The organism is Streptomyces sp. NBC_00414, from assembly GCF_036038375.1.
In the GTDB taxonomy this organism is placed as follows: Bacteria; Actinomycetota; Actinomycetes; order Streptomycetales; family Streptomycetaceae; genus Streptomyces.
This window is the reverse complement of record NZ_CP107935.1, coordinates 7,798,881-7,825,350: the sequence shown is the minus strand read 5'-3', so window position 1 is coordinate 7,825,350 and position 26,470 is coordinate 7,798,881. Positions and strand designations below refer to the sequence as shown.

The window sequence follows — 26,470 nt, the reverse complement described above, 5'->3', positions numbered from 1 at the left end:
CAAGGTCGATGGGACGAGCTTGCGCGGCGAAAGCCCGTCACCACGAGCGGAATCCCGTATTCCATCCGCTTCCCGTTCGTACCGCCGAACGAGTTCGTGGACGAAGGTCCAGGTCAGCGACGCGCGACGGCCGGGCCTTCGAGGACGAAGAGCCCGGCCGCGAAATGGATGTAGGACACACCTCGGTACGAGGAGATCTCACACAGATGATGGATCACGGATCGGCCGAATGATCCATACGAAGTGGATCAGTCAAACGATCAACCATCGCGGACCGGCCGTCGGGCCGCTCGGCGAACCGCTCAGGCGAGGGCCACCAGGTCCGCGTAGTCGGCACCCCACAGGTCCTCGACGCCGTCGGGCAGCAGGATGATCCGCTCCGGCTGGAGGGCGTGGACGGCCCCCTCGTCGTGGGTGACGAGGACGACGGCGCCCTTGTAGGTGCGCAGCGCGCCGAGGATCTCCTCGCGGCTGGCCGGGTCGAGGTTGTTCGTCGGCTCGTCGAGGAGCAGGACGTTCGCGGACGAGACCACAAGGGTGGCGAGCGCGAGGCGGGTCTTCTCGCCGCCGGACAGGACCGAGGCCGGCTTGTCGACGTCGTCGCCGGAGAACAGGAACGAGCCGAGCGTCTTGCGGACCTGGACGAGGTCGAGGTCCGGGGCGGCGGAGCGCATGTTCTCCAGGACCGTGCGCTGGGGGTCGAGGGTCTCGTGCTCCTGCGCGTAGTAGCCGAGCTTGAGGCCGTGGCCCTCGATGATCTGGCCGGTGTCGGGCTTCTCGGCGCCGCCGAGGAGGCGGAGCAGGGTCGTCTTGCCGGCGCCGTTCAGCCCGAGGATGACGACGCGGGAGCCCTTGTCGATGGCCAGGTCGACGTCGGTGAAGATCTCCAGGGAGCCGTACGACTTGGACAGGCCCTCTGCCATCAGTGGGGTCTTGCCGCAGGGGGACGGGTCGGGGAAGCGCAGCTTGGCGACCTTGTCGGACTTCCGCTCGGCCTCCAGGCCCGCGAGGAGCTTGTCGGCCCGCTTGGCCATGTTCTGCGCGGCGACGGTCTTGGTGGCCTTGGCGCGCATCTTGTCGGCCTGCGAGTGCAGGGCGGTGGCCTTCTTCTCGGCGTTCTGCCGCTCGCGCTTGCGGCGCTTCTCGTCGGCCTCGCGCTGCTGCTGGTACAGCTTCCAGCCCATGTTGTAGACGTCGATCTGGGCGCGGTTGGCGTCCAGGTAGAACACCTTGTTGACGACCGTCTCGACCAGTTCGACATCGTGGGAGATCACGATGAAGCCGCCGCGGTACGTCTTGAGGTAGTCGCGGAGCCAGACGATGGAGTCGGCGTCGAGGTGGTTCGTGGGCTCGTCGAGGAGCAGGGTGTCCGCGTCCGAGAAGAGGATGCGGGCCAGCTCGATACGGCGGCGCTGACCGCCGGAGAGCGTATGGAGGGGCTGGCCGAGCACCCGGTCGGGCAGGTTGAGCGCGGCGGCGATGGTGGCGGCCTCCGCCTCGGCGGAGTACCCGCCCTTGGTGAGGAACTCCGTCTCCTGGCGCTCGTACTGCCGCATGGCCTTCTCGCGGGTGGCGCCCGAGCCGTTCGCGATGCGCTGTTCGTTCTCGCGCATCTTGCGGATCAGGGTGTCCAGGCCGCGCGCGGACAGGACGCGGTCGCCGGCCAGCATGTCGAGGTCGCCGGTGCGCGGGTCCTGCGGGAGGTAGCCGACCTCACCGGAGCGGGCGACGGTGCCCGCGGCGGGGGTGCCCTCACCTGCGAGGACCTTGGTGAGCGTGGTCTTGCCCGCGCCGTTGCGGCCGACCAGGCCGATGCGGTCGCCCTTGGTGATGCGGAAGGTGGCGGACTCGATGAGCATGCGGGCGCCGGCACGCAGTTCGATACCGGAAGCGGAAATCACGGACAGACTCCTGGGCAGGGTGGATGACGGGGCGGGCGGCTGAGGGCGTTCACGCCGTCTAATGCACGAGGAGAATGGCCATGGACCAAGTCTAACGGGGCGATGCAACCACTTTTTCTGTGTGCGGGTGTTCGGGAGTGTGACGCTCATTGCCCCGCCGGGCCGTCGCAGGGCCGTCGCAGGGCCCTCACGGAGCACGTCCCCCGTTCGGCCCGCCCCCGGCGCCGTGCCCCCGAGGGCGGGCAAGGATGGCGCCAGGGGGACGACGCAGTATTCGTCCGCACAGGGTGGAGCGCCCATGCAGTTCGACGACGACGCCGGTCTGGACACCTCCGAGGTGCAGGATGTGCGCGGCAGTCGGATCCCCGGCGGCAGGGCCACGGTGGGCGGCGGCGCCGTCGGCCTGATCGCCCTCCTGCTGGGTCTCTTCTTCGGTGTCGGACCCGACCAGCTGGGCCTCTCCTCCGGGGACGAGGAACCCGGGGCGAGCGCCTCGTCCCTGGCCCAGGTCCAGCAGACGTGCCGGACCGGCCGGGACGCCAACACCAAGGACGACTGCCGGATCGTGGCGGTGGTCAACAGCGTCCAGGATTTCTGGGCACAGGAGTTCGAGCGCCGTGGCGGTACGTACACGCGGTCGCCGACCGTCTTCTTCAGCGACCGGATCTCGACGGCGTGCGGGGCGGCGACCTCGGCGGTCGGGCCCTTCTACTGCCCGGGCGACCGGAAGGTCTATCTGGACCTGGGCTTCTTCGAGGAGCTGCGGACCAGGTTCGGCTCCAGCGGCGGACCGTTCGCGCAGGCCTACGTGGTGGCGCACGAGTACGGGCACCACGTGCAGGACCTGATGGGGACCCTGAGCCGTTCCCAGGACGGTCGGACCGGCGCGAACAGCAACGCGGTGAAGGTGGAGCTGCAGGCCGACTGCTACGCGGGCGTGTGGGCGCACCACGCGACGACCACGAAGGACGAGTCGACGGGCCGGCCGCTGATCACCAGCCTCACGGAGGCCGACATCCGCGACGGCATGGACGCGGCGGCGGCCGTGGGCGACGACCGGATCCAGGAGCGGTTCCAGGGCCGGGTGACCCCGGAGTCCTGGACGCACGGGTCGGCCGCGCAGCGGCAGCAGTGGTTCCACCAGGGCTATCGCACCGGTGACATGGCCCGCTGCGACACCTTCCGCTGAGCGCTCGCGGACGTTCGCCGGGCGTTGTCAGTGCCGGGTGCCAGACTGTGGGGCAGGTCACATTCAGGCTGATGTCCCCGCAGCGGGGCGGGGCAGCGGGGACCGGAAGGAGTGATCGGCATGGCAGGCACGGACAGCGGACGCCCGAGCATCTGCCCGACGCTGCTGTACGCGGACGCGAAATCCGCGATCAGGCAGCTCACGGAGGCTTTCGGCTTCGCCGAGGCGTCGGTGTACGAGGACGAGGACGGCAAGGTGGTGCACGCGGAGCTGGTGCAGGGCAACGGCGCGGTGATGCTGGGCTCCAAGGGCACCGGCAGCCGCTTCGACGAGGCCATGAAGAACGCGGGCCCCACCGGGGTGTACGTCGTAGTGGACGACGTGGACGCGCACCACCAGCGGGCGGTGGACCACGGGGCGGAGATCCTGATGCCCCCGACGGACCAGGACTACGGCTCGCGGGACTACATGGCCCGGGACATGGAGGGCAACATCTGGAGCTTCGGTACGTACGCCCCGGAGACCAGGGTCTGACGGGTCCGGCCCTGCCCCCGGAGCCGGACCCGGGCCGCCCGGGTCCGTGAGCCCGCCCGGTCAGCAGGGCCGCCCGGTCAGCCGCCCCGGTGGACCTGGAAGGCGGCGCGGCGGACGGCCTTGGCGAGGGCCGGGTCGGGGTGGGCGGCGGCGAGCGCGACCAGGACCTGCACGGTGCGGGGGTGGCCGACCGCGCGCACCTCGTCGAGGAGCGCGGGAACGGTCGGCTGCACCGCGGACTCCAGGTGGCGTACGAGGAGCGGCGCTTCGCCGTGGTCGGCGACGGCCGCGGCGGTGTCGACCCACAGCCAGGTGGCCTCCTCGCGGGTGAGCACCAGGTGGGCGTCCTCGGGGTCGTGGCCGTCGTGCTCCGCGAGCCACAGCAGGGCGTACGGACGCAGCGGGGTCTCGTCGGCCACCGCGCGGACGTCCGGCTCGGCGGGGGCGCCGACCACGCGCAGCGCCTCGAAGGCGAGCCCGCGGGACAGGGCGTCCTCACCGCGGGCGGCGGCGAGGAGTTCGGTGACGGCGCTGCCGACGGGGCGGGCGGCGAGCCAGGCGCGGTACTCGGCGCGGGCCGCGTTGGGCCTCAGCTGGGCGCAGCCGCGGAGCATGTCCTCGGCGCCCTGCTCGATGTTCCCGGCGGGGCTCTGCGCGGCCACGCAGATCTGCTCCAGCTTGACCCAGACAGCCCAGCTGCCGAGCGGGGTGAGCGTGGCCTGGCCGTCGGCGCAGGTGAGGGCGCCGACGGCGGCGAGGGCGTGCAGTGCCCAGTCGAGCAGGGGCGCGAGGGGGGTGTCCTCGGCCGGGCTCTCCACGGGCTCGGGCTGCGGTCCGTAGGGGATCTCGCAGCGCTCGGTGCGCAGTTCCGTGACGCGCTGCTCCAGCAGGTCGAGGAGCTGCGGGACGGGGACGGGGCCCGCGGACAGCTGGAGGAAGGAGAGAACCTGCGGCATCGCCGAGACGACCTCGGCGACGGCGGCGGGCTCGCGCCCCTCGGGGCCGGGGTGGGCGATCGACCAGGCGTCGAAGAAGGCGACCCAGCCGCGCAGGACGGCGCTGTCGTCGCGGTTCCAGGCGCGCAGGCGCCAGCCGGGGCGCGCGGTGTCGCCGTGCACCTCGATGAGGCCGGCGAGACGTGCGATGTCCCAGTCCGCCCGCACTTGATCCGGGGTCAGGGACAGACTCGTGGCGGCTTGTCGGGCGGTCTCGTCGGAGAGGGTGCCTTTCCCTCCGGAGCCGCCGTTCTCGCCGGAGCCACCGTCGGTGGCCGTGGTGTCACGGTCCCGGCGCGGGCCGGAGCCGGCGCTCAGGGTGGCGTCGGCCCAGCGGGCGACCCGGGCCGCGCCGGCGAGTACGGCGCGCGCCATGCGGGCGAGTTCCGCCGGTGCCGGTGTGCCCTCCGGCGGACGGGGTGCGGGTCGGCGGGCGGGCCGCTGGGTCATCGCTCGGGGGGCGGCGGCCAGGGTTCGCGGGCGGACGAGTCGGAGCCTGGAGTCGCGCGGGATACGGGACGTCACGGGGGCAGTCTTCCGGTTGACGGTCCGAAAACCCAAACGGAATGCCGCGCGGGGCTGCGGAAACGGCCCGCACACCGGCCCCAGTAGGCACTTCGAGGGGGTGCGGCCCGCTGGTACAAGGTTAAACGGAACCTTCGGGACCGGGGCGTGGAGAGGGCTACATCAGCGGGGTGAGAAAGCGGCGGAGCGCCTCTTCGTAGCCGGCCGGGTCGGCGTTCCACATGGCTCCGTGCGGGGCGTCGTGGACGGTGTGCAGGGTGACGAGGTCGGGACGGCGGTCCGCGAGGCGGCGCGAGAGCCTCCACGGGGCGACGGTGTCGTCGGGGCCGTGCAGGACGAGGACGGGCACCCTGAGCCGTGCCGGGCCGGCGACACCCTGGACACGGTCGCCGCCCAGGCCCGTGCGGCCCTGTGCGGCGCGGACGGCCAGCGGCAGCAGGGCGCCGGGGGTGCGGCGGGCGGTGGCGAGGGCGCGCAGCGTGGCCTCCCAGTCGAGGACCGGCGAGTCCAGGACGAGCCCGGAGATCCTCTCGCGCAGCGCGGAGTGCCCGGCGGCGCGCAGCGCCATGGTGGCGCCGGTCGACCAGCCGTGCAGGACGACCCGTTCGGCGCCGTACCGCACGGCGAAGCGGATGGCCGCGTCCAGGTCGCGCCACTCGGTCTCGCCGAGGTGGTTGAGCCCGTCCGGGGGCCGGGGCGCGCCGGCGTCCCCGCGGTAGGCGAGGCCGAGGACGGGGAACTGGTTGTGGTGCAGGAACTCCATGACGTTCATGGGGTGTTCGCGGGTGGCGCCCAGGCCGTGCACGGTGATCACCCAGGTGTCCCGGGCGGCGGGCACGAACCAGGCGGGCAGGGCGCCGAGTTCGCCGGGGATGTCCACGTCGGTGTACGGGAGGCCGAGGGCGGCGCCCGGGTCTCCGACGTGCACGCCGGGCGTGAACCACACCTTGTCGCCGGGTTCCAGCGTGCCGTGGGTGACGCGCTCCAGTCGGCGTACCACCGTGTCGGCGGTGTGCGGGGTCCCGGTCAGGAGCGGACCGACGACGGCGTGGCTGCCGTGGCCGCTCAGGCCGTAGACGCCCGGGCGCCGGGAGGCGAGGGCGCGGGTCAGGGCGATCCGGCCCGCGGCCGTGGCGTGCACGGTGAGGCGGGGTTCGGTGGGCAGCGGGCGCCCCGGCGGCGCCTTCAGGGCGGCGTCGCTCGCGAAGCGGCCGGCCGCGACGGCGGCCGCACCGGTCACGGCCACGGTGAGGGCGGTGGTGAGGGCAGCGGTCGTCGGCTTCACGGTACGCACGGGTCCAGTCTCCTGACGGAGCCCGCTGTCGGCCAGTGGACGAGCGGCACGGGTGAATCCGGCGTCCGCCGGGCGGGTGCGTCCCGGCCGCGCCCGGCGGGGCCTTTGGGGCAGCCGTGCAAGGCCGGGCCACCGGGCAGGACCGCGTACGGCGGGGCCTCCGGGCTCGGCCGTACGGCCCGGCGTCACGGCTGGCCGTACCCCTTCAGCCGCTCCCCCGCCTGCGCCACCTGGTCACCGGTCAGCAGGGTGGGCGTGAGGCCCGGGACGGACGACGCGGTGAGCCATACCCTGCACATCCATTCGAGCTGGGCCGTGCGGTCGTAGGCCTGGTCGAGGGTGGCGCCGTGGGCGAGGGTGCCGTGGTTCTGCAGGAGGCAGGCCGTGCGGTCCCGCAGGGCCCGGAGCATGTTCTCGGCCAACTTCTCGGTGCCGTAGGTCGCGTAGGGGGCGACGCGGACGGGTCCGCCGAGGGCCGCGGACATGTAGTGGACGAGGGGCAGCTCGGTGACGAGGGTCGAGACGGCCGTGGCGTGCACCGCGTGGGTGTGGACGACGGCGCGCGCGTCCGTGGAGCGGTAGACGGCGAGATGCATGGGCAGTTCACTGGTCGGAACGAGTGAACCAAGCACCTGCCGGCCGTCCAGGGAGACCCCGCAGACGTCCTCGGGCCTCAGCCGGTCGTACGGGACCCCGGTCGGCGTGACCAGGACGGTGTCGCCCACGCGCACGGACACGTTGCCCGACGTGCCGACGACCAGACCGTCGCACACCGTCCGGCGGGCCGTCGCCACGAGTTCGCTCCACGCCCGTTCCAGCGCCTCCCCCGCCCGGAGCGCGCCCGTCTCCCCCGCGTCCCGTCCGTCTCCCGCGTCCCGCCGCTGCTCAGCCATGCCGTGATCCTGCCAGCCGCCCGCGCCCGCCCGGCGCCCGCTCCGTGCCCCTCCTCGCCCGCCCCGCCGCTGCTCCGTTCGGGCGAGGGCACTGTAGGCCGGAACCCGTTCATCCGAAAGGTCACTAACAGGTACTAATCGACCGCCGGAGTGAATGACCGGCGGGTGACGGGCTGTGAGGGATCTTCCAGTACTCTCTGGAAGATTTTTCGTGCGCGTCGCCATTCCGGGGGGAAACATGGCCAGTAATCACAAATCGTCCCGTCCGCGTGCCCGTATCGTCGCCGCCTCCGTGGCGACGCTGGCGCTCGGCGGCACCGCCCTCGCCGAGGTACCGGCCTCGGCGGCCGGCAAGCCCAAGGGGCACGACGTGTCCTCGCACCAGAAGAACGTGAACTGGTCGAGCGCGAAGAGCAAAGGCGCCAAGTTCGTGTACGTGAAGGCGACCGAGTCGCACACGTACCGCAATCCGTACTTCGCCCAGCAGTACGACGGCGCCCGCGACGCGGGCATCATCCGCGGCGCGTACCACTTCGCGCTGCCGCACAAGTCGTCGGGCACGAAACAGGCCGCCTACTTCGTGCGCAACGGAGGCGGCTGGCGGGCGGACGGCTGGACGCTGCCGCCCGCGCTGGACATCGAGTACAACCCGTACGACAAGAAGAAGAAGTGCTACGGGCTGAGCAAGAGCGGGATGGTCGGCTGGATCAAGGCCTTCAGCGACGAGGTGAAGCGGCAGACCGGCCGCCGGCCCGTCATCTACACCAACTACAACTGGTGGAAGACGTGCACCGGCAACAGCGCCGCCTTCGCCTCGAACCATCCGCTGTGGCTGGCCCGCTACAGCGCGACCGCGGGGTCGCTGCCCCCGGGCTGGAACTTCTGGACGTTCTGGCAGTACGACAACGGCGGCAGCCTGCCGGGTGACCAGAATCTCTTCAACGGTTCGCTGTCTCAGCTGAAGAGCTTCGCGAGGGGGTGAGCGGAGTGGCGGCCCAGTGACGGACCCCTGGATTCCGCTTCTGTTCGAGGATTTCCGGGACTTTCGAGGGCTGTCGCCGCTACTTCGACACAAGCGGAGTGGCGGTACCTCGATTGGGTCACCCCACCGCCCGACTCAGTTCATCTTCCGTTCACCCAGGTTGCTTACGTTCCCCGTGCCACTGTCGTCCAACAGAAGCCTGGGTAAATGGAACACATCACGCTCCTCCTCGGAATCGTGATCGTTACCGCTCTCGTGTTCGATTTCACGAACGGTTTCCACGACACTGCCAACGCGATGGCAACGACCATCTCGACCGGCGCTCTCAAGCCCAAGACGGCGGTGGCCATGTCCGCCGTGCTGAATCTCGTCGGTGCGTTCCTCTCCGTGGAGGTCGCCAAGACGATCTCCGGCGGGCTCATCAACGAAGAGGGCATCCGCACCGAAGTGATCTTCGCGGCGCTCGTCGGCGCCATTTTGTGGAATCTGCTGACCTGGCTCGTGGGTCTGCCCTCCAGCTCGTCCCACGCGCTCTTCGGCGGCCTGATCGGCGCCGCGGTGATGTCGGCCGGCTGGTCGTCGGTGAACGGCTCGACCGTGATCACCAAAGTCCTCCTCCCCGCGATCGCCGCACCCGTGGTGGCCGGACTCGCCGCGATGCTCGCCACCCGGCTGACGTACCGGATCAGCAAGGGGGCCGGTGAGAAGGCGACCTCCAAGGGCTACCGCGCGGGTCAGATCACCTCCGCGGGCCTGGTCTCGCTGGCCCACGGCACGAACGACGCGCAGAAGACCATGGGCATCATCACCCTGGCCCTGGTCACCGGCGGTGTCCTCTCGCCCGGCTCGAACCCGCCCCTGTGGGTCATCGTCTCGGCCGGTATCGCCATCGCCCTCGGCACCTACCTGGGCGGCTGGCGCATCATCCGCACCATGGGCAAGGGCCTCACCGACCTCGCGCCGCCGCAGGGCTTCGCCGCCCAGACCAGCGCAGCGACGGTCATCCTGGCCTCCTCGCACCTCGGCTTCTCCCTCTCGACCACCCAGTCCTGCTCCGGCGCCGTGATGGGCTCGGGCCTGGGCCGCAAGGGCGGTGTCGTCCGCTGGTCGACCGCGACCCGCATGTTCATCGCCTGGGGCCTCACGCTCCCCGCCGCCGGTCTGGTCGGCGCGGGCGCCGAGTTCCTCACCCAGCAGGGCACCTGGGGCATCGTCCTCACCGGCGCGCTGCTGATCGCCGGCTCCGGGATCATCTGGACGCTGTCCCGCCGCCAGCCCGTCACCGTCGACAACGTCAACGACGACCACGAGCCCGCGGGCGTCGTGACCACCGCGATCGCCGCCGTCACCCCGCCTCCCTCGGCCCCGGTCGCCCCGGCGGCCTCGACCGTGAACGACGACCTGAAGACCACCATCCCGGGCCCGGACGCCGAGCCCGCCCGTCCGGCCACGGTGTAAGGAACGAACCGAATGAAGATCGACTGGGCAGCCCTCGGCTCCGTGTTCGGAGTCAGCCTCATCTCCACCGTCGCCCTCGTGGGCCTCTTCACCCTCGGCATCGTCGGCCTCACCAAGCGCGAGTCGGCCGCCGCCCAGGGCGGCTCCGCGGCCCTCGCGGTCACCGGCGCGTACGCCTGCTTCGCGGCCTGCGCGGGGGCCGTGGCGTACGGGATCTATCTGATCGTCGCCTGACCGGTACGGCCGTCGGGCCGTACGCCCCGAGTGTCACCGTCCGCCCTGCCGGGGCCGCCTCGTCCGCGGTCCCGGCAGGGCGGAGGCGTGTCCGCGCCCGACGGGACGACGAAGGAGTCCGGCAGGGACTCGCGCATGTCCGGCGGGCGCGGACCGAGCCGCCCTCAGAGCCGGGACACGGAGCCGTCCTCGAGGCGGTCCATGTCGTAGGAGAGGACGCCGAACTCCGTTGCTCCAAGTCAGGACGGGGCGCGGGCATCGCGCCGTCCCTGTCCGCCGTCCGGCTCCGTCTCTCCCCCGTGCGCCACTGCTCGGCCCCTCCCCGCGCGCCGCGCGATCCCCGCGACCCGTACTCCTCGTCACGCATGTCATTGCATGTCACGCACAGTGATCGCAAGGCCGTGGTCCGAGTCCGTCCCCGGCTGACGGAAACCCGCCCGCGACAACCCGCCCGCAGGGAGGGCCTGTCGGCGGATGTGGGTCTCAGCACACTCTCCCGTCGCAGGTCAACAGCAAGTTGACGGGTGTTCTCGGACCGTGGTGGACTGCCGAGGCCATGTACGTCGGCAGAAGAGGAAGCCGGTGCGAATCCGGCGCGGTCCCGCCACTGTTACCGGGGAATCCATTTCCCCGGGAGCCAGGAACTCTCGTCGTCGGTCTCGTCGAACCAGGGCGTGGACACCCTGAGTGAGGACATATCGCCATGCGCGGCCGCCTGTTGTGGACCAGTGTGCCCAGGCCCGGTACGAGACCCGGTACGAGGGTTCCCCTCTACCCAGCGGCGGGCTGAACCGATGCGTGCCGATCGCGTCTTCGCGTACGGCGCCGCCGTCGGCCTTCTCGGTGACCTGCTGCTCGGCGATCCTCGCCGGGGGCATCCGGTCGCCGCGTTCGGCCGGGCCGCGGGAGCCGTCGAGCGGGGCCTTTGGCGGGACCACCGGGGACGGGGCGCGCTGCACACCGCCGTGTGCGCGGGCGGCGCCGTCGCTCTCGCCGTGGCCGCCGACCGTTCCGTCCGTACCTCCGCTGTCGCGTCCGTCGCCCTGACCGCCGCCGCCACGTGGGCCGTCGTCGGGGGGACCTCGCTCGGGCGGGAGGCCCGGGCAGTCGGCGGGGCGCTGGCCGCCGGGGACATCGAGGTGGCCCGCGAGCGGCTGCCGCACCTGTGCGGGCGGGACCCGCAGGCGCTGGACGCCGACGGGATCGCCCGGGCGGTGGTCGAGTCGGTCGCCGAGAACACCTCCGACGCCGTGGTGGGCGCCCTGGTGTGGGGCGCCGTCGCGGGCGTGCCCGGACTGGTCGGCTTCCGCGCCGTCAACACGCTGGACGCCATGGTCGGGCACAGGTCGGCCCGGTACCGGCGGTACGGGTGGGCCTCGGCCCGGCTCGACGACGTGGCCGGGTGGCCCGGGGCGCGGCTGACCGCGGTCCTCGCCGCCGTCGCCGGGGGCGATCCGCGGGGAGCGGTCCGCGCCTGGCGCGCCGACGCGGCGAAGCATCCGAGCCCCAACGCCGGGCCCGTCGAGGCCTCGTTCGCGGGCGCGCTCGGGGTACGGCTCGGCGGCACGCTCTCGTACGCGGGACGGGTCGAGCACCGGCCCGTACTGAACGGTCCGGGGCGGGCCGTGCGGGTCGGGGACATCGAACGGGCCGTCCGGCTCTCACGCCGCGTGAGCCTGCTCGCGCTGGGCGCGAGTGTCGCCGGACGGCTGCTCGCCACCTCGCTCACCGGGTCACGCACCGAGACGCCCGCCGAGTCACTCACCGAGTCCCTCGCCGAGTCACGTGTCATGAAAGGGCGTACGTCATGAGTGGCGGAACGGGCGGGGGGCTGCTCGTCGCCGGGACCACCTCCGACGCAGGCAAGAGTGTCGTGACCGCCGGGATCTGCCGGTGGCTGGTGCGGCAGGGTGTGAAGGTGGCGCCCTTCAAGGCGCAGAACATGTCCCTGAACTCGTTCGTCACGCGCGAGGGTGCCGAGATCGGGCGGGCGCAGGCCATGCAGGCGCAGGCCGCCCGCCTGGAGCCCTCCGTGCTCATGAACCCCGTGCTGCTCAAGCCGGGCAGCGACCGCAGCAGCCAGGTCGTGCTGATGGGCAAGCCCGTGGGCGAGTTGAGTGCGCGCGGCTATCACGGCGGACGCCAGGAGGCGTTGCTCGGGACCGTGCTGGACTGTCTGGCCGAGTTGCGGGGCACGTACGACGCGGTGATCTGTGAGGGGGCGGGGAGCCCCGCCGAGATCAATCTGCGGCGCACGGACATCGTGAACATGGGGATCGCGCGCAACGCGCGGCTGCCCGTGCTCGTGGTCGGGGACATCGACCGCGGCGGGGTCTTCGCCTCGTTCTTCGGGACGGTGGCCCTCCTTTCGCGCGAGGACCAGGAGTTCGTGGCCGGGTTCCTCGTCAACAAGTTCCGCGGTGACGTCTCGCTGCTCGAACCCGGCATCGACATGCTGCGCGGGCTCACCGGGCGGCACACGTACGGCGTCCTGCCCTTCCGGCACGGCCTCGGCATCGACGAGGAGGACGGGCTCAGAGTGTCCCTGCGGGGGTCGGTACGCGAGTCCGAGGTCTCCTCCCCCGTCGGCGAGGACATCCTGCGGGTCGCCGTCTGCGCGATCCCCCTGATGTCCAACTTCACGGACCTGGACGCCCTCGCCGCCGAACCGGGCGTCGTGGTGCGGTTCGTGGACCGCGCCGAGGAACTGGTGGACGCCGACCTGGTCGTCGTGCCCGGCACCCGGGGCACGGTCCGCGCCCTGGAGTGGCTGCGGCGGCGCGGCCTCGCGGACGCCCTGGTGCGCAGGGCCGCCGAAGGGCGCCCCGTACTGGGCATCTGCGGCGGCTTCCAGCTCCTCGGCGAACACATCGAGGACGAGGTCGAGTCGGGGGCCGGTGCCGTCGACGGGCTCGGACTCCTCCCCGTACGCGTACGGTTCGCGCGGGAGAAGACCCTCACGCGGCCCGTCGGCGAGGCCCTCGGCGAACCCGTCCAGGGCTACGAGATCCATCACGGAGTCGCCCAGGTCAACGGCGGAGAGCCCTTCCTGGACGGCTGCCGGGTCGGCGCGGTCTGGGGGACGCACTGGCACGGCTCGCTGGAGTCGGACGGCTTCCGGCGCGCGTTCCTGCGCGAGGTGGCCGCCGCGTCGGGGCGCCGCTTCGTACCGGCCGCCGACACCTCGTTCGAAGGGCTGCGCGAGGAGCAGCTGGACCGGCTGGGCGATCTGATCGAGGAGCACGCGGACACGGACGCGCTGTGGCGGCTCATCGAGTCCGGCGCGCCGGCCGGTCTGCCTTTCATCCCACCGGGAGCGCCCGCATGAGCCTGCTCGAAGGCCACTTGAGCTATTTGGCAGATTTGGGCCATTTGGAGGACGACAACCTGTGAGTACCCCGTTTCCGTTCACGGCCGTGGTGGGTCAGGACGACCTGCGACTGGCACTGCTGCTGAACGCCGTCTCACCCGCGGTGGGCGGTGTGCTCGTCCGCGGCGAGAAGGGCACCGCCAAGTCCACGGCCGTGCGCGCCCTTTCGGCGCTCATGCCGCAGATCGACGTCGTCGCCGGATGCCGTTTCTCCTGCGCGCCCGCCGCGCCCGATCCGGCCTGCCCGGACGGTCCGCACGAGGTGGGGGCGGGGGTGTTCCGGCCGGCCCGGATGGTCGAACTGCCCGTCGGCGCCTCCGAGGACCGCCTCGTCGGCGCGCTCGACATCGAGCGGGCGCTCTCGGAGGGCGTGAAGGCCTTCGAGCCGGGCCTGCTCGCCGACGCCCACCGCGGACTCCTGTACGTGGACGAGGTCAACCTCCTCCACGACCACCTGGTCGACCTGCTGCTGGACGCGGCGGCGATGGGCGCCTCGTACGTGGAGCGCGAGGGCGTCTCCGTACGGCATGCCGCGCGGTTCCTGCTCGTGGGGACCATGAACCCCGAGGAGGGCGAGCTGCGGCCGCAGTTGCTCGACCGGTTCGGGCTCACCGTCGAGGTCGCGGCCTCGCGGGAGCCCGACCAGCGGGTGGAGGTCGTACGGCGGCGGCTCGCGTACGACGACGAACCGGAGGGGTTCGCGACGCGCTGGGCCGACGAGGAGTCCGACGTACGGGCCCGGATCGTGGCGGCGCGTGAGCTGCTGCCGTCGGTGCGGCTCGGCGACGGCGCGCTGCGGCAGATCGCGGCGACCTGTGCGGCCTTCGAGGTGGACGGCATGCGGGCCGACATCGTGATGGCCAGGACCGCCACCGCGCTGGCCGCCTGGGCGGGGCGGACCGACGTGCTGGCCGAGGACGTGCGGCAGGCCGCGCTGCTCGCGCTGCCGCACCGGCGCCGGCGCAATCCCTTCGACGCGCCGGGGCTCGACGAGGACAAGCTCGACGACACGCTGGAGGAGTTCGCGAGCGACGACGAGTCCGACGGCTCCGCCGGCAGCGGCGACGAGGACCCGGATCCGGACCCGGACGGGCCCGGTGGCGGTGGCGGGCAGCCCCCGCAGGACGGGCCCGACGACGGGGACAGCGGCGGCGAGAGCCCCGGTGAGGCGCCCGCGCAGGGCGGACCCACCGAGCCCACCGAGCCCACCGAGAAGCCCGAGAGCGGGCAGGCGCCCTCGCCCGGCGCCGGCGGGCAGTCCCCCGTACGGGCCGCAGAACCCTTCCGTACGAAGATGCTGAGCGTGCCCGGTCTGGGCGAGGGGGCCGCCGGGCGGCGGTCGCGGGCCAGGACCGAGCACGGGCGCACCACCGGGGCACGCCGCCCGCGCGGGGCGCTCACCAAGCTGCATCTGGCCGCGACCGTGCAGGCCGCGGCTCCGCACCAGCGGGCGCGCGGACGGTCCGGTCCCGGTCTCGTCGTACGGCGCGACGATCTGCGGCAGGCCACGCGGGAGGGGCGCGAGGGGAACCTCGTGCTGTTCGTCGTGGACGCGTCCGGGTCGATGGCGGCCCGGCAGCGGATGAGCGCCGTGAAGGGCGCGGTGCTGTCCCTGCTCCTCGACGCCTACCAGCGGCGGGACAAGGTGGGGCTCGTGACCTTCCGCGGGTCCGCGGCCGAGGTGGCGTTGCCGCCGACCTCGTCGGTCGACGCGGCCGCGGTACGGCTGGAGTCGCTGCCCACCGGCGGGCGTACGCCGCTCGCGGCCGGGCTGCTGCGGGCGCACGACGTGCTGCGGGTGGAGCGGCTGCGTGATCCGGCCCGGCGCCCGCTGGTCCTGCTGGTGACGGACGGGCGGGCCACGGGCGGGCCGGATCCGGTCGCGCTCGCCGGGCGGGCCGCGCGGCTGTTCGCCGCCGACAAGGTCGCCTCCGTCGTCGTCGACTGCGAGTCGGGCCTCGTACGGCTCGGACTCGCGGGGCAGCTCGCGGGTGAACTCGGCGGAACGGCGGTGACGCTCGACGAACTGCGGGCCGACTCGATCGCCGGGCTGGTCAGGGACGTGCAGGGCAACAGCCGTGGCAAGGGCCAGGGCCACAGCAGGAGGGCCGCGTAATGCCGCAGGGACAGCCGAGTGTCGTACCGGACGACGGACTGACGACTCGCCAGCGACGGAACCGGGCGCTCGTCATCGTGCACACCGGGATCGGCAAGGGAAAGTCGACCGCCGCCTTCGGGCTCGCGCTGCGCGCCTGGAACCAGGGGTGGCCGATCGGAGTGTTCCAGTTCGTCAAGTCCGCGAAGTGGAAGGTCGGCGAGGAGAACGCGCTGCGTGTCCTCGGCGCCAGCGGTGAGGGCGGCTCCGTCGACTGGCACAAGATGGGCGAGGGCTGGTCCTGGGTGCAGCGCGACTCCCAGGCCGACAACGAGGAGAAGGCCCGCGAGGGCTGGGAGCAGGTCAAGCGGGACCTCGCCGCCGAGACGTACAAGCTGTACGTGCTCGACGAGTTCGCCTACCCGATGCACTGGGGCTGGATCGACGTCGACGAGGTCGTGGAGGTGCTGCGGGCCCGGACCGGGACCCAGCACGTCGTCATCACCGGGCGCAACGCTCCCGAGAAGCTCGTCGAGTACGCCGACCTGGTGACCGACATGTCCAAGGTGAAGCACCCGATGGACACCGGTCAGAAGGGCCAGAGGGGCATCGAGTGGTGACGTCCGCCGTCGCCGCAACCGGCTCTGTCTCCGGTGGCGGCTCCGGCTCCGGTTCCGTTCCTCGGCTGGTCATCGCCGCGCCCGCCTCGGGGAGCGGCAAGACCACCGTGGCCACGGGGCTGATGGCCGCGTTCGCCTCTCGGGGGCTCGCCGTGTCCCCGCACAAGGTGGGGCCGGACTACATCGACCCCGGGTACCACTCGCTCGCCAGCGGGCGGGTGGGGCGGAACCTCGACTCCTACATGTGCGGGCCCGAGTTGATCGCGCCGCTCTTCGCGCACGGAGCGCGCGGGTGTGATCTCGCCGTGGTCGAGGGTGTGATGGGGCTGTTCGACGGGGCCTCCGGCGAAGGTGAACTGGCCTCCACCGCGCATGTGGCCAAATTGCTGCGGGCGCCTGTGGTGCTGGTCGTGGACGCGTCCGCGCAGTCCCGGTCGGTGGCGGCGCTCGTGCACGGGTTCGCCTCCTGGGATCCCGAGGTGCGGATCGGCGGGGTGATCCTCAACAAGGTCGCCTCCGATCGGCACGAGGCGCTGCTGCGGGAGGCGATGGATCAGTCCGGGGTGCCTGTGCTCGGTGCCTTGCGGCGGGCTGAGCAGGTGGGTACGCCGTCCCGGCATCTGGGGCTGGTGCCCGTCGCCGAGCGGCGGGCGGAGGCGCTTGCCGCTGTCGCGGCGATGGGGGTGCGGGTGCGGGACGGGTGCGATCTGGATGCGCTGTTCGCGTTGGCGCGCGGCGCGGGCCGGTTGTCGGGGGTGGCTTGGGATGCGGGTGAGGTGCTGGCTTTCTCGCCCCCGCCGCCCCTTCCCGTCCCGACCCTGGGGGCTGCGCCCCCGGACCCCCCTGTCGCGCTCCGCGCTCGTCCTCAAACGCCGGACGGGCTGAAAGGACCGAGGCCGGGCTCGAAGGCGCCCGACGGGCTGAGAGGTGCGCCGGTCGTCGCCGTCGCCGGAGGGTCCGCGTTCACGTTCTCCTATGCCGAGCAGGCCGAGTTGCTGGCCGCCGCCGGGGCCGAGGTGGTCAGTTTTGATCCTTTGCGGGACGAGCAGCTGCCGGACGGGACCCGGGGGCTGGTTCTCGGGGGCGGGTTTCCCGAGGTGTTCGGGCCGGAGCTGTCCGCCAACGAACCGCTGCGCAAGGCCGTTGCCGCGCTCGCCGGGAGCGGGGCCCCGATCGCGGCCGAGTGCGCGGGGCTGCTCTACCTCTCCCGTGAACTCGACGGGCTGCCGATGTGCGGTGTCATCGACGTTGAGGCCCGGATGGACGCCCGGCTGACCCTCGGGTACCGCGATGCCGTCGCGGTGTCCGACAGCTCGCTGGCCGAGACGGGCAGCCGGATGCGGGGGCACGAGTTCCACCGGACCGTCGTGGAGCCGGGGGCCGGGGCGACGCCCGCCTGGGGGATGCGCACTCCGGTACGCCGGGTCGAGGGCTTCGTACAGCGGGGTGTGCACGCGAGTTATCTGCACACGCACTGGGCGTCCGCTCCCGGGGTCGCCCGTCGGTTCGTGGAGAGGTGCGCGGGGTCATGAGACCGGCTCAGGGCGCCCGGGGCCCGGCCCTGGGCTCACTCCGCGATGCCCACGACCAGCCAGATGAAGGCCACTCCGGCGAGCGTGCACAGCAAGGTGGAGCGGGCGGGGTGCTCGTGGTGGGCCTCGGGGAGGATCTCGGCCGCCGCGAGATAGAGCAGCGCGCCGCCGAAGAAGCCGAGATATCCGCCGAGCAGATGCCCGGGAATGGTGAAGAACATCGTCGAGGCGGCGCCGGCCACGGGGGCCGCGGCGTCCGCGAGGAGCATCGCGACCGCCTTGCGGCGGGCGTTCCCGTACAAGGTGGTGATCGTGTACGTGTTGAAGCCGTCCGCGAAGTCGTGGGCGATCACCGCGACCGCCACGGCCGCTCCCATACCCTCGCCCACCTGGAAGGCCGCGCCGATCGCCACGCCGTCCATGGCGCTGTGACCGACCATCGCGGCGGCGGCAGTCAGGCCCACCTGGGGCGTACGCCCGTCGTGTTCCCCGCCGCCGTGCGAGGCCTGGCGCACGGCCAGCAGGCGCTCCACCATGTGGGCCGCGAGGAAGCCGGCCACGAACAGCAGCAGCGCGGCCGGTACGCCGAAGATCTCCTCACCCGCCGCTTCGAGTGCCTCCGGCAGCAGATCGAGGCCGACCACGCCCAGCATCAGACCACCGGCCAGGCCGAGGACGAGGTGGCGGCGGTCGGTGACGCGTTGCGCCGTCCAGCCGCCGGCCAGCGTCATGAGGAACGCGCCGAGCGCGACGAACACCGCCATGTGCCCTTGCTATCCGATCAACCGGCCTTCACGCATGTTCGCCGCACTCCTGATGCCTCCCGGCTTGCGACGCCTCCGGAAAGATCGCCGTCCCTCGTCGTCGGCGTCGGTGCCTCCAGGGGCGTACCGGCCGACGAGGTGCTCGGGCTCGTCGAGGACGCCCTGCGGGACGCCGGGCTGTCCGCGCGGTCCGTCGCCGAGCTGGCCACCGTCGACGCGAAGGCCGACGAACCCGGGATCCTCGGTGCGGCCGAGCGCCTGGGGGTGCCCGTGGTGACGTACAGCGCCGAGGAGTTGGCGCGGGTCGGCGTGCCGAACCCCTCGGACGCGGCGCTGGCCGCCGCCGGTACGCCCTCGGTCGCCGAGGCCGCGGCTCTCGTCCGCGGCGGTGAGCTCCTCGTCCCCAAGCGCAGGTCGGCCGCGCGGCCGTCGAGGGCGACCTGCGCGGTCGTACGCCTGACCGGGCGCGGACTGCCCGCGGTGGCCGGGTCCGGGACGGAGGAGGCGCGGGCTCGCACAGCCGGGTCACCGCCGAGGGAGTCGACCCTGTGAGGGTGGACATGATGACGGTGTTGACCTTGTGCAATACGGCGACCCGCGAGGACGCCGGTCGTAGGGTGGCGCAGCGCGGCCACCGTCGGCAGGAGGAACCCGAGTGAGCCACACCATCGGACGTCAGGCACTCGTCACCGCCTTGCTCGGCCCCCCGCCGTCGTACCGCCCCGTTCCGTACCCCGAGGAGAAATCGTGACCACCCCCGCCCCAGCCCTGCTCATCGCCGGCCATGGCACCCGGGACGATGCCGGAGCCGAGGCGTTCCGCGACTTCGTCCGGGAGCTGGGCCGCCGCAACCCCGGCCTGCCCGTCGCGGGCGGCTTCATCGGACTCTCCCCGCCGCCGCTCGGCGACGCGGTGGCCGAGCTGGCCGCCCAGGGGGTGCGCCGGTTCGCCGCCGTCCCGCTGATGCTCGTGCCCGCCGGGCGCACCGAGGGCGACATACCGGCCGCGCTCGCCCGTGAGCGGGAGCGGCACCCCGGGACCTCGTACACGTACGGGCGGGTGCTCGGCCCGCACCCCGCGCTGCTCGCCGTGCTGGAGCGGCGGCTCGACGAGGCGCTCGGCGGGTCGGTGCGCACACCCCGGGACCGGGCCGAGGTGACCGTGCTGCTCGTCGGCCGCGGCTCGACCGACCCGGAGGCCAACGCGGAGGTCCACAAGGCGGCGCGGCTGCTGTGGGAGGGGCGCGGTTACGCGGGCGTGGAGACGGCGTTCGTGTCGCTGGCCGCGCCGGACGTGCCGTCGGGCCTGGAGCGCTGTGTGAGGCTCGGCGCGCGGCGGATCGTCGTGCTTCCCTACTTCCTGTTCACCGGCGTCCTTCCGGAGCGGATACGGCACCAGAGCGAGGGGTGGGCGGCGGCGCACCCGGAGGTCGACGTGGTCTCCGCCGACGTCATCGGGCCGGAGCCCGAGCTGCTCGACCTCGTCATGGAGCGCTACCGGGAGACGCGGCCGGACGACGACGGGCACCGTCTCGGGCGCCCTGACGGACACCACCACCACGACGACCACGTGCCCTCTCATGCGCACTGACAGCGACGGCAGAGACGGCCCGGACCGGTTCGGGCACGGCCATGGGCGTGGGCACGCGCACGGGCAAGTACCCGGCCAGGTGCACGATCTGCGGCATCACGGTGACGCCGAGGTGCGCGACGACGGCTCGGCGCTCGTCGACCTCGCCGTGAACGTCCGTGCCGGCACTCCCCCGGACTGGCTGCTCGGCCATGTCGCCGCGTCGCTGGGCGGACTGGCCGCCTACCCGGACGGGCGGGCCGCGCGGGCCGCGGTGGCGGCACGGCACGGGCTGCCCGTGGAGCGGGTGCTGCTGACGGCCGGGGCCGCCGAGGCCTTCGTGCTGCTCGCCCGCTCCCTGAAGGTCCGTCACCCCGTGGTCGTGCACCCGCAGTTCACCGAGCCGGAGGCGGCGCTGCGGGACGCGGGGCACACGGTGAACCGGGTACTGCTCCGGCCCGAGGACGGTTTCCGGCTCGATCCCTCGGCCGTTCCCGAGGACGCCGACCTGGTCGTGATCGGCAACCCGACCAATCCCACGTCCGTGCTCCATCCGGCCGGCCTGATCGCCGAACTAGCGTGTCCTGGAAGGACGTTGGTCGTCGACGAGGCGTTCATGGACGCGGTGCCGGACGAGCGGGAGGCGCTCGCGGAGCGGACGGACGTACCGGGGCTCGTGGTGCTGCGCAGCCTCACCAAGACGTGGGGGCTCGCGGGGCTGCGGATCGGTTACGTGCTCGCGGCGCCCGAGACGATCAGCGAACTCGAACGGGGTCAGCCGCTCTGGCCGGTGTCCACGCCCGCGCTGGCCGCCGCCGAGGCCTGTATGACCCCGGAGGCCCTCGCCGAGCAGGCGCGGGCGGCCCGCCGTGTCGCCACGGACCGGGCCCATCTGGTCGCCGGGCTCAGGGAGTTCGCGTCCGACGGGGTGCGGGTCGCGGAGCCCGCGGAGGGGCCGTTCGTCCTTGTCTCGCTGCCCGGGGCGGTGGCCGTGCGGGAACGGTTGCGGCGGCTGGGGTTCGCGGTGCGGCGCGGGGACACGTTTCCTGGGTTGGACGGGACCTGGTTGCGGCTGGCCGTTCGTGACCGGCCTACGGTCAACCGCTTCCTCCAGGCCCTGGACGTGAGCCTGACGGGTGGTTAGGGGGCATCGGGCTCAGGTTGTGTTCGTCTGCGGGCCCGGTGGGGGTCGGCCGCGCAGTGCCACGCGCCCCTGAAAGCGGGGCTGCGCCCCAGCTTTTGTTTGTCGGGGGCGCGGGGAACTGCGCGATCAGCCCCCACCGGGCCGCAGACGAACACGGTCCCGAAGGTCAGCCCTTCCGGCGGCGCGCCAGCGTCATGGCCGTACCCCCCGCGACCAGCAGCGCGACCGCCCCCGCCGCGACATACGGCGTAGCCGAACTGCCGCCGGTCTCGGCAAGGTCGGCGACCTCGGCCTCCTCGTCGACCGCCGCCCCCTGCGGCTTCACCCCGGGCGCGGGCGCGGCAGGCGTCTCGCAGGTGGCCTCGGCCAGGGTCACCGTCCCTTCGACCTCGGCCACGTTGAGCTTCAGCGGGTTCACGGAGACCTTCAGCCGCAGCGCCGTCGCGGCGGCCGTGCGGGACGTGGTGCGGGTGGCCGACAGGTCGAGACGGACCTCACCCACACCGGGCACCTTCACCTCCGTCACACCGCCGGAGGTCAACGTCGTCCTCTTGCCGAGCACCGTGACCGCGCCCAGCGGATCGGCCGAGGCGACCGGCTTCGCACCCGTCGCGCAGACCGCCTTCGCGGTGACCTTGTCGACCTCGATGAGGGACAGCAGGGGCAGCCCCGGGATGTGCACCTTGGCGTGCGCGAGGTGCACCGACCCCTCGGCCTTCTTCGCCGAGACGGTCGCGCTCGCTCTGGCGACCTCCGCGCCGAGCACGGTGAACGGCTGCCCGCCGTGCACACCGTCCAACTTCGCGGTGAGCGTGGTCTTCTCGGCGCTCCTCGGCGCCTGAACTTCGTTGAGCGAGACCGCGAGCGGGACGTTCACGGTCTTGTTGAGCAGGGAGACGTCGAGCCCGGTACGGAGCACGACGGCGCCGGCCCGACCGTGGTCGTCGGTCGCGTGGGCCGGGCCCGCGCCGGCCAGGACCGCCGGACCCGCGGCCAGGGCGACGGAGGCCGCGACGGCGGCGAACCCGCGTGCGGGCATGCGGAAAGCGTTGCTGTTCAAGGTGGTGGGACCCCCACGGGAGACAGAACTGGAAACGCGACGCCGCCGGACGCTCCGCGCACGGGGACTGTGGGAAGCAGCCGGCAGTGTCGACGTCGGGAATCCTTACGCACGGAGAGTGAACAGTCAGCAAGCTGACGGGAGTTCACTCATACGTGGTGTTTCCGCGCATCTCTTCGAATCGCCCGGCACGTACGTTCCACAAGGCCACCCAGATCACTGACCTGGCCGGAAAGCGCCGGTTGACGCGCCGGAGCGCGGCCAGGAGTGCGAGGACGAAGGGGGCGGGGAGGAGGAGGGGTGAGCAGGAGTGGACCGACCCGCACCGTCACTCCGAGTAAGCACCGGAGCCGCGGCTAACCGACGATCCTGCCGTCCAGCACCACTCGTCGCGGCGCCGCCAGGACCCGTACGTCCGCCCGCGGATCCTGCTCGTACACGACGAGGTCGGCCGGGGCCCCTTCCTCCAGGCCCGGCCTGCCCAGCCACGCACGGGCGCCCCACGTGGTGGCCGAAAGTGCTTCGAGCGGTGGGATGCCGGCCGTCACCAGTTCGGCGACCTCTCCCGCCACCAGTCCGTGCGGGAGCGTGCCGCCGGCGTCGGTGCCGACGAACACCGGGATGCCGGCGTCGTACGCGGCGCGCACGGTGTCGTAGCGCCGCTCGTGCAGTCGCCGCATGTGCGCCGACCACTCGGGGAACTTGTCGTCTCCCCCGGCCGCGAGCTGCGGGAACGTCGCGATGTTGACGAGGGTCGGGACGATCGCGACGCCGCGCTCGGCGAAGAGCGGGATCGTGTCCTCGGTCAGCCCGGTGGCGTGTTCGACGCAGTCGATGCCCGCCTCGACGAGGTCCCGCAGGGAGTCCTCGGCGAAGCAGTGCGCGGTGACGCGGGCGCCCAGCCGGTGCGCCTCGGCGATCGCGGCCTCGACCGCGTCGCGCGGCCAGCAGGCGGCGAGGTCGCCCGTCGCGCGGTCGATCCAGTCGCCTACCAGCTTCACCCAGCCGTCGCCGCGCCGGGCCTCCCGGGCCACGTACGCGACGAGGTCCGACGGCTCGATCTCGTGCGCGAAGCCGCGGATGTAGCGGCGGGTACGGGCGATGTGGCGGCCCGCTCTGATGATCTTCGGCAGGTCGTCGCGGTCGTCGACCCAGCGGGTGTCCGCCGGTGAGCCGGCGTCCCTGATGAGCAGGGTGCCGGCCTCCCGGTCGGCCAGGGCCTGTTTCTCCGACTCGTCGTCGGGGACGGCGCCGTGGGGACCGAGGCCCACGTGGCAGTGGGCGTCCACGAGGCCCGGCAGGGCCCAGCCGGTCACTGTGCGGATGTCCCTGGCGGCGGTGGGGCGGTCGTACGTGACCTTGCCGTCGACGACCCAGAGTTCGTCCCTGGCGTCGTGCGGGGCGACCAGGACTCGACCCGTCACGTGCAGTACCGCCGACTGAGCGCTCATGTCCGGCAGCCTAGTTCTTTGCGGGTGTGCCTTGTCTGCGGGCCCGGTGGGGGTTGCTCGCGCGGTTCCCCGCGCCCCTCAAAAGCCAAAAGACTGTGCCGTTCCCCGCGCCCCTGAAAGGCAGGGGCGCTGGGAACCGCGCGGCCGGCCCCCACCGGGCCCGCGGATCGGTACAACCCCTCGCCCCTACAGGGACTTGTCCGTCCGAGTTCCCTCCTCCACCTGTGCCATCGCCGGGTCCAGGAGGCGGGACAGGAAGTGGCGGGTCCGTTCGTGGGTCGGGGAGCCGATCACCTGCGCCGGAGGCCCCTGTTCCACGATGACGCCGCCGTCCATGAAGACCACCCGGTCGGCGACCTCGCGCGCGAAGGACATCTCGTGGGTGACCACCATCATCGTCATGCCCTCGTCGGCGAGCATGCGCATGACCGCGAGGACGTCCCCGACCAGCTCCGGGTCGAGCGCCGAGGTGGGCTCGTCGAAGAGCATCACCTGCGGGCCCATGGCGAGCGCGCGGGCGATCGCGACGCGCTGCTGCTGGCCGCCGGAGAGGGAGGCGGGGTAGGCCGTCGCCTTCTCGGAGAGCCCGACGCGCCCGAGGTTCTCGGCGGCGACCTTCGCCGCCTCCGCCTTGTCGCGGCCGAGCACCCGCCGCTGCGGCAGCGTCAGGTTGTCGGTCACCGTCAGGTGCGGGAAGAGGTTGAACTGCTGGAAGACCATGCCGATCCGGCGGCGTACGGCATCGATGTCGACGTCCGGGTCGGTCACCTCGGTGCCGCCGACGAAGACCTGCCCCTCGGTGGGCTCTTCGAGGAGGTTCACGCAGCGCAGCAGGGTGGATTTGCCGGAGCCGGAGGGGCCGATGACGCACACGACCTCACCGGAGCCGACCTCCAGGTCGATGCCGCGCAGCACCTCGTTGTCGCCGAACGACTTGTGCAGGCCGCGGACCTGGATCTCCGGCGTACCGCTCTTGTCGCTGACGCCGTTCTCGGTGCTCACTTGGTGGCCTCCCCGGCCTTGGCCTCAAGGCGGCGTACGACGAACCCGAGCGGGATCGTGACCAGCAGATAGCACAGGCCCGCCACCAGGATGGGTGTCGAGTTGGCGGTCTCGCTGGCCAGGTCGCGGCCGAACTTGGAGAGTTCGCGCTCCTCCAGCGTGACCCCGAGGAACAGCACCAGCGAGGAGTCCTTGAAGAGAAGGACCAACTCGTTGGTGAGCGGCGGGATCACGATCCGGAACGCCTGCGGAATGATGATGGAGACCATGGCCCGCGCGTGCGAGAAGCCCAGCGAACGGGCCGCCTCCATCTGCCCCTTGGGGACGGCCTGGATGCCCGCGCGGATCGTCTCCGCCATGTACGCGGCGGCCACCAGGCCGAGCGCGAGCGCGACCTTCCCGTACGTGCCGCCGGGGATCTCCGTGCCGGGGAACGCCAACGGCACGGCGACGCCCACGAAGATGAAGATCAGCAGGGCGGGCAGCCCGCGGAAGATCTCGATGTAGATGCCGGCCAGCCAGCGGTACGGGCCGACCGAGGAGAGCCGCATCAGGGCGACGACCACGCCGAGGGCGAGGCCGAAGACGAAGCCGGACACCGTGTAGAGGACGGTGTTCTTCAGCGCCAGCGTGATGATGTCCGGGAACATCCGCTCGGCCAGGTCGACCTGCGCGAACTGGTTCCGCAGCTGCTCCCAGTCGGCCGTGACCGCGAAGGCGACCAGGGCGGCGACGAACACCGCGTACTGGACGCCCCGCGACACGGCACGCTTCTGGCGCCTGGTCAGGCCGCTCCTGCGGGGCTGGACCGGGGTGTCGGCCTTGCTCATGAGGAGGCGGACGGGGAAGCGGAGGCGGCGCTCTCGTCGTACGGGCCGATCCACTTCTCGTACAGCTTCTTGTACGTGCCGTCGGCCTTCGCGTCGGCCAGCGCCTTGTTGACGGCTTCGAGGAGCTCGGTGTTGCCCTTCTTCATGGTGAAGCCGTACTCCTCACCGGTGTTGATGTTGTCGGCGACCTCGAAGGCGGCGGCGTTGGCCTTGTCCTTCAGCCAGCCCTGGACGACCGGGTAGTCGATGACGACGGCCTTGACCTGGCCGGTGCGCAGGCCGTTGAGGAGGGCGTCCGAGGACTCGAAGGAGACCGGGTTCAGGCCCTTGCTCTTCGCGAACTCCTCGCCGGTGGTCTGCGCCTGCGCGCCGACCTTCTTGCCCTTGAGGTCCGCGAGGGAGGAGATGCCGCTCTTCTTGTCGGCCAGGATGCCCTGGGTGGCCTCGAAGTACGGGTCGGAGAAGTCGACGTTCTTCTTGCGCTCGTCGGTGATCGTCATACCGGCCGCGGCGAGGTCGCACTGGCCGGAGTTGAGGGATCCGCCGGTCTTGAAGTTCTCGAAGGGCTGGTCGAGGATCTCCTGCTTCACGCCCAGGTCCTTGGCGACCAGGTCGACGAGCGACACGTCGAAGCCCTGGACCTTGCCGTCGATCTCCGACTGGAACGGCGGGTACGGCAGGTGCGTGCAGGTGGTGAGCTGTCCGGCCTTCACCAGCTCGACCCCGTTCGCGGTGGTCTTCTTGCCCCCGTCGTCGTCCGAGGAGCAGCCGGCCACGAGCAGCAGCCCGGCCGTCGCGGTGGTGGCGGCCAGAATGCGGGCTCGGCGCCCGGGGACCATCTTCACGGGTGACCTCCTGTGGGGAAACTGTGACGGCTGATTATAAGGATTCGTTTGAGGCGCTCAAACCAATCCCATGGCTGTCGGGCCGCCCGGCCTCGGAAGTCGCCGGTGGGGCCGGGCCGGGGCACGGCGCGGAGACGCCGGTTACGCTCGTTGCTGCCTACCCCGTGAGTGACGAGAGCAACG

At 72.2% G+C, this 26,470-nt stretch carries 22 protein-coding genes, 1 pseudogene and 1 riboswitch; of the genes and pseudogenes, 13 read left to right on the top strand and 10 right to left on the bottom strand.

Annotation, left to right across the window (positions count from 1 at the left end; all coding sequences use genetic code 11):
* Positions 1–302: 302 nt before the first annotated feature.
* Positions 303–1,901, bottom strand: coding sequence for an ABC-F family ATP-binding cassette domain-containing protein (locus tag OHS59_RS33990; RefSeq protein WP_328497177.1), 1,599 nt, complete (start codon positions 1,899–1,901; stop codon positions 303–305).
* Positions 1,902–2,199: 298 nt separating this feature from the next.
* Here OHS59_RS33990 and ypfJ point away from each other — a divergent pair, with 298 nt between their 5' ends.
* Together ypfJ and OHS59_RS33980 are read left to right on the top strand one after the other, a co-directional pair.
* The gene (gene ypfJ, locus OHS59_RS33985; protein WP_328497176.1) at positions 2,200–3,090 is read left to right on the top strand and encodes a KPN_02809 family neutral zinc metallopeptidase; all 891 of its coding nucleotides are present in this window, start codon (positions 2,200–2,202) and stop codon (positions 3,088–3,090) included.
* A 120-nt stretch (positions 3,091–3,210) separates the two neighbouring features.
* A complete protein-coding gene (locus tag OHS59_RS33980) occupies positions 3,211–3,624 on the top strand; it encodes a VOC family protein (protein WP_328497175.1) in 414 nt (137 codons plus the stop codon).
* A 77-nt stretch (positions 3,625–3,701) separates the two neighbouring features.
* On the opposite strand, the gene OHS59_RS33975 is transcribed toward OHS59_RS33980, so the two are convergent.
* From OHS59_RS33975 to OHS59_RS33965, 3 genes are all read right to left on the bottom strand, one after another.
* Positions 3,702–5,144 (bottom strand): hypothetical protein, encoded by a 1,443-nt coding sequence (locus OHS59_RS33975; protein ID WP_328497174.1) that lies wholly within the window; start codon positions 5,142–5,144, stop codon positions 3,702–3,704.
* Between the two features lie 157 nt (positions 5,145–5,301).
* Positions 5,302–6,438, bottom strand: a complete 1,137-nt coding sequence (locus OHS59_RS33970) for an alpha/beta hydrolase (RefSeq protein WP_328497173.1) — start codon at positions 6,436–6,438, stop codon at positions 5,302–5,304.
* 185 nt (positions 6,439–6,623) lie between these two features.
* Positions 6,624–7,331 (bottom strand): class II aldolase/adducin family protein, encoded by a 708-nt coding sequence (locus OHS59_RS33965; RefSeq protein WP_328497172.1) that lies wholly within the window; start codon positions 7,329–7,331, stop codon positions 6,624–6,626.
* A 238-nt stretch (positions 7,332–7,569) separates the two neighbouring features.
* Here OHS59_RS33965 and OHS59_RS33960 point away from each other — a divergent pair, with 238 nt between their 5' ends.
* The 8 genes from OHS59_RS33960 to OHS59_RS33925 all read left to right on the top strand — a co-directional run bounded on the left by OHS59_RS33960 (position 7,570) and on the right by OHS59_RS33925 (position 17,622).
* The gene (locus OHS59_RS33960) at positions 7,570–8,313 is read left to right on the top strand and encodes a lysozyme (protein ID WP_328497171.1); all 744 of its coding nucleotides are present in this window, start codon (positions 7,570–7,572) and stop codon (positions 8,311–8,313) included.
* 207 nt (positions 8,314–8,520) lie between these two features.
* Complete coding sequence (locus OHS59_RS33955; RefSeq protein ID WP_328497170.1) at positions 8,521–9,771, top strand: inorganic phosphate transporter; 1,251 nt, start codon at positions 8,521–8,523, stop codon at positions 9,769–9,771.
* Positions 9,772–9,783: 12 nt separating this feature from the next.
* Entirely contained in the window at positions 9,784–10,005 is a 222-nt protein-coding gene (locus OHS59_RS33950) for a hypothetical protein (RefSeq protein ID WP_328497169.1), read from the top strand.
* 524 nt (positions 10,006–10,529) lie between these two features.
* A riboswitch (cobalamin riboswitch) is annotated at positions 10,530–10,672 on the top strand.
* Positions 10,673–10,799: 127 nt separating this feature from the next.
* Entirely contained in the window at positions 10,800–11,816 is a 1,017-nt protein-coding gene (locus OHS59_RS33945; RefSeq protein ID WP_328497168.1) for a cobalamin biosynthesis protein, read from the top strand.
* The gene (locus OHS59_RS33940; protein ID WP_328497167.1) at positions 11,813–13,333 is read left to right on the top strand and encodes a cobyric acid synthase; all 1,521 of its coding nucleotides are present in this window, start codon (positions 11,813–11,815) and stop codon (positions 13,331–13,333) included. Before OHS59_RS33945 ends, OHS59_RS33940 begins: the two co-directional genes overlap by 4 nt.
* 61 nt (positions 13,334–13,394) lie before the next feature.
* On the top strand, positions 13,395–15,491 hold the full coding sequence (locus tag OHS59_RS33935) for a putative cobaltochelatase (RefSeq protein WP_328497166.1): 2,097 nt from the start codon (positions 13,395–13,397) through the stop codon (positions 15,489–15,491).
* Positions 15,491–16,090 (top strand): cob(I)yrinic acid a,c-diamide adenosyltransferase, encoded by a 600-nt coding sequence (cobO, locus tag OHS59_RS33930; RefSeq protein ID WP_328497165.1) that lies wholly within the window; start codon positions 15,491–15,493, stop codon positions 16,088–16,090. Before OHS59_RS33935 ends, cobO begins: the two co-directional genes overlap by 1 nt.
* Complete coding sequence (locus tag OHS59_RS33925) at positions 16,087–17,622, top strand: cobyrinate a,c-diamide synthase (protein ID WP_443061662.1); 1,536 nt, start codon at positions 16,087–16,089, stop codon at positions 17,620–17,622. The genes cobO and OHS59_RS33925 overlap by 4 nt, the downstream gene beginning before the upstream one ends.
* Positions 17,623–17,657: 35 nt before the next feature.
* Here the strand turns inward: OHS59_RS33925 and OHS59_RS33920 are convergent, their stop codons facing one another.
* Positions 17,658–18,386 carry a ZIP family metal transporter gene (locus OHS59_RS33920; RefSeq protein WP_328497163.1) on the bottom strand — a complete coding sequence of 243 codons (729 nt, stop codon included), beginning with the start codon at positions 18,384–18,386 and terminating at the stop codon, positions 17,658–17,660.
* Positions 18,387–18,467: 81 nt separating this feature from the next.
* Here OHS59_RS33920 and OHS59_RS33915 point away from each other — a divergent pair.
* The 3 genes and pseudogenes from OHS59_RS33915 to cobC all read left to right on the top strand — a co-directional run.
* Positions 18,468–18,881: pseudogene (locus OHS59_RS33915) on the top strand (cobalamin biosynthesis protein); the annotation flags it as partial.
* Positions 18,882–19,133: 252 nt separating this feature from the next.
* Entirely contained in the window at positions 19,134–19,976 is an 843-nt protein-coding gene (locus OHS59_RS33910) for a sirohydrochlorin chelatase (protein WP_328497162.1), read from the top strand.
* Positions 19,966–21,099: an Rv2231c family pyridoxal phosphate-dependent protein CobC gene (cobC, locus tag OHS59_RS33905; protein WP_328497161.1), complete on the top strand. Its 1,134-nt coding sequence runs from the start codon at positions 19,966–19,968 to the stop codon at positions 21,097–21,099. The genes OHS59_RS33910 and cobC overlap by 11 nt, the downstream gene beginning before the upstream one ends.
* A 166-nt stretch (positions 21,100–21,265) precedes the next feature.
* On the opposite strand, the gene OHS59_RS33900 is transcribed toward cobC, so the two are convergent.
* From OHS59_RS33900 to OHS59_RS33880, 5 genes are all read right to left on the bottom strand, one after another.
* The gene (locus OHS59_RS33900) at positions 21,266–22,159 is read right to left on the bottom strand and encodes an SCO1860 family LAETG-anchored protein (RefSeq protein WP_328497160.1); all 894 of its coding nucleotides are present in this window, start codon (positions 22,157–22,159) and stop codon (positions 21,266–21,268) included.
* 356 nt (positions 22,160–22,515) lie between these two features.
* On the bottom strand, positions 22,516–23,610 hold the full coding sequence (locus OHS59_RS33895) for an amidohydrolase family protein (protein WP_328497159.1): 1,095 nt from the start codon (positions 23,608–23,610) through the stop codon (positions 22,516–22,518).
* A gap of 186 nt (positions 23,611–23,796) precedes the next feature.
* The gene (locus OHS59_RS33890; protein ID WP_328497158.1) at positions 23,797–24,612 is read right to left on the bottom strand and encodes an amino acid ABC transporter ATP-binding protein; all 816 of its coding nucleotides are present in this window, start codon (positions 24,610–24,612) and stop codon (positions 23,797–23,799) included.
* On the bottom strand, positions 24,609–25,442 hold the full coding sequence (locus OHS59_RS33885; protein WP_328497157.1) for an amino acid ABC transporter permease: 834 nt from the start codon (positions 25,440–25,442) through the stop codon (positions 24,609–24,611). The genes OHS59_RS33890 and OHS59_RS33885 overlap by 4 nt, the downstream gene beginning before the upstream one ends.
* Entirely contained in the window at positions 25,439–26,287 is an 849-nt protein-coding gene (locus OHS59_RS33880; protein ID WP_328497156.1) for a transporter substrate-binding domain-containing protein, read from the bottom strand. Before OHS59_RS33880 ends, OHS59_RS33885 begins: the two co-directional genes overlap by 4 nt.
* Positions 26,288–26,470 lie beyond the last annotated feature (183 nt).

What these genes read in the sequence shown, in the direction of transcription:
- ypfJ (WP_328497176.1), top strand. Translation starts at nt 2,200, where the DNA reads ATGCAGTTCGACGACGACGCCGGTCTGGACACCTCCGAGGTGCAGGAT.
- OHS59_RS33980 (WP_328497175.1), top strand. Translation starts at nt 3,211, where the DNA reads ATGGCAGGCACGGACAGCGGACGCCCGAGCATCTGCCCGACGCTGCTG.
- OHS59_RS33965 (WP_328497172.1), bottom strand. Translation starts at nt 7,331, where the DNA reads ATGGCTGAGCAGCGGCGGGACGCGGGAGACGGACGGGACGCGGGGGAG.
- OHS59_RS33960 (WP_328497171.1), top strand. Translation starts at nt 7,570, where the DNA reads ATGGCCAGTAATCACAAATCGTCCCGTCCGCGTGCCCGTATCGTCGCC.
- OHS59_RS33955 (WP_328497170.1), top strand. Translation starts at nt 8,521, where the DNA reads ATGGAACACATCACGCTCCTCCTCGGAATCGTGATCGTTACCGCTCTC.
- OHS59_RS33950 (WP_328497169.1), top strand. Translation starts at nt 9,784, where the DNA reads ATGAAGATCGACTGGGCAGCCCTCGGCTCCGTGTTCGGAGTCAGCCTC.
- OHS59_RS33945 (WP_328497168.1), top strand. Translation starts at nt 10,800, where the DNA reads ATGCGTGCCGATCGCGTCTTCGCGTACGGCGCCGCCGTCGGCCTTCTC.
- OHS59_RS33940 (WP_328497167.1), top strand. Translation starts at nt 11,813, where the DNA reads ATGAGTGGCGGAACGGGCGGGGGGCTGCTCGTCGCCGGGACCACCTCC.
- cobO (WP_328497165.1), top strand. Translation starts at nt 15,491, where the DNA reads ATGCCGCAGGGACAGCCGAGTGTCGTACCGGACGACGGACTGACGACT.
- OHS59_RS33920 (WP_328497163.1), bottom strand. Translation starts at nt 18,386, where the DNA reads ATGGCGGTGTTCGTCGCGCTCGGCGCGTTCCTCATGACGCTGGCCGGC.
- cobC (WP_328497161.1), top strand. Translation starts at nt 19,966, where the DNA reads ATGCGCACTGACAGCGACGGCAGAGACGGCCCGGACCGGTTCGGGCAC.
- OHS59_RS33895 (WP_328497159.1), bottom strand. Translation starts at nt 23,610, where the DNA reads ATGAGCGCTCAGTCGGCGGTACTGCACGTGACGGGTCGAGTCCTGGTC.
- OHS59_RS33885 (WP_328497157.1), bottom strand. Translation starts at nt 25,442, where the DNA reads ATGAGCAAGGCCGACACCCCGGTCCAGCCCCGCAGGAGCGGCCTGACC.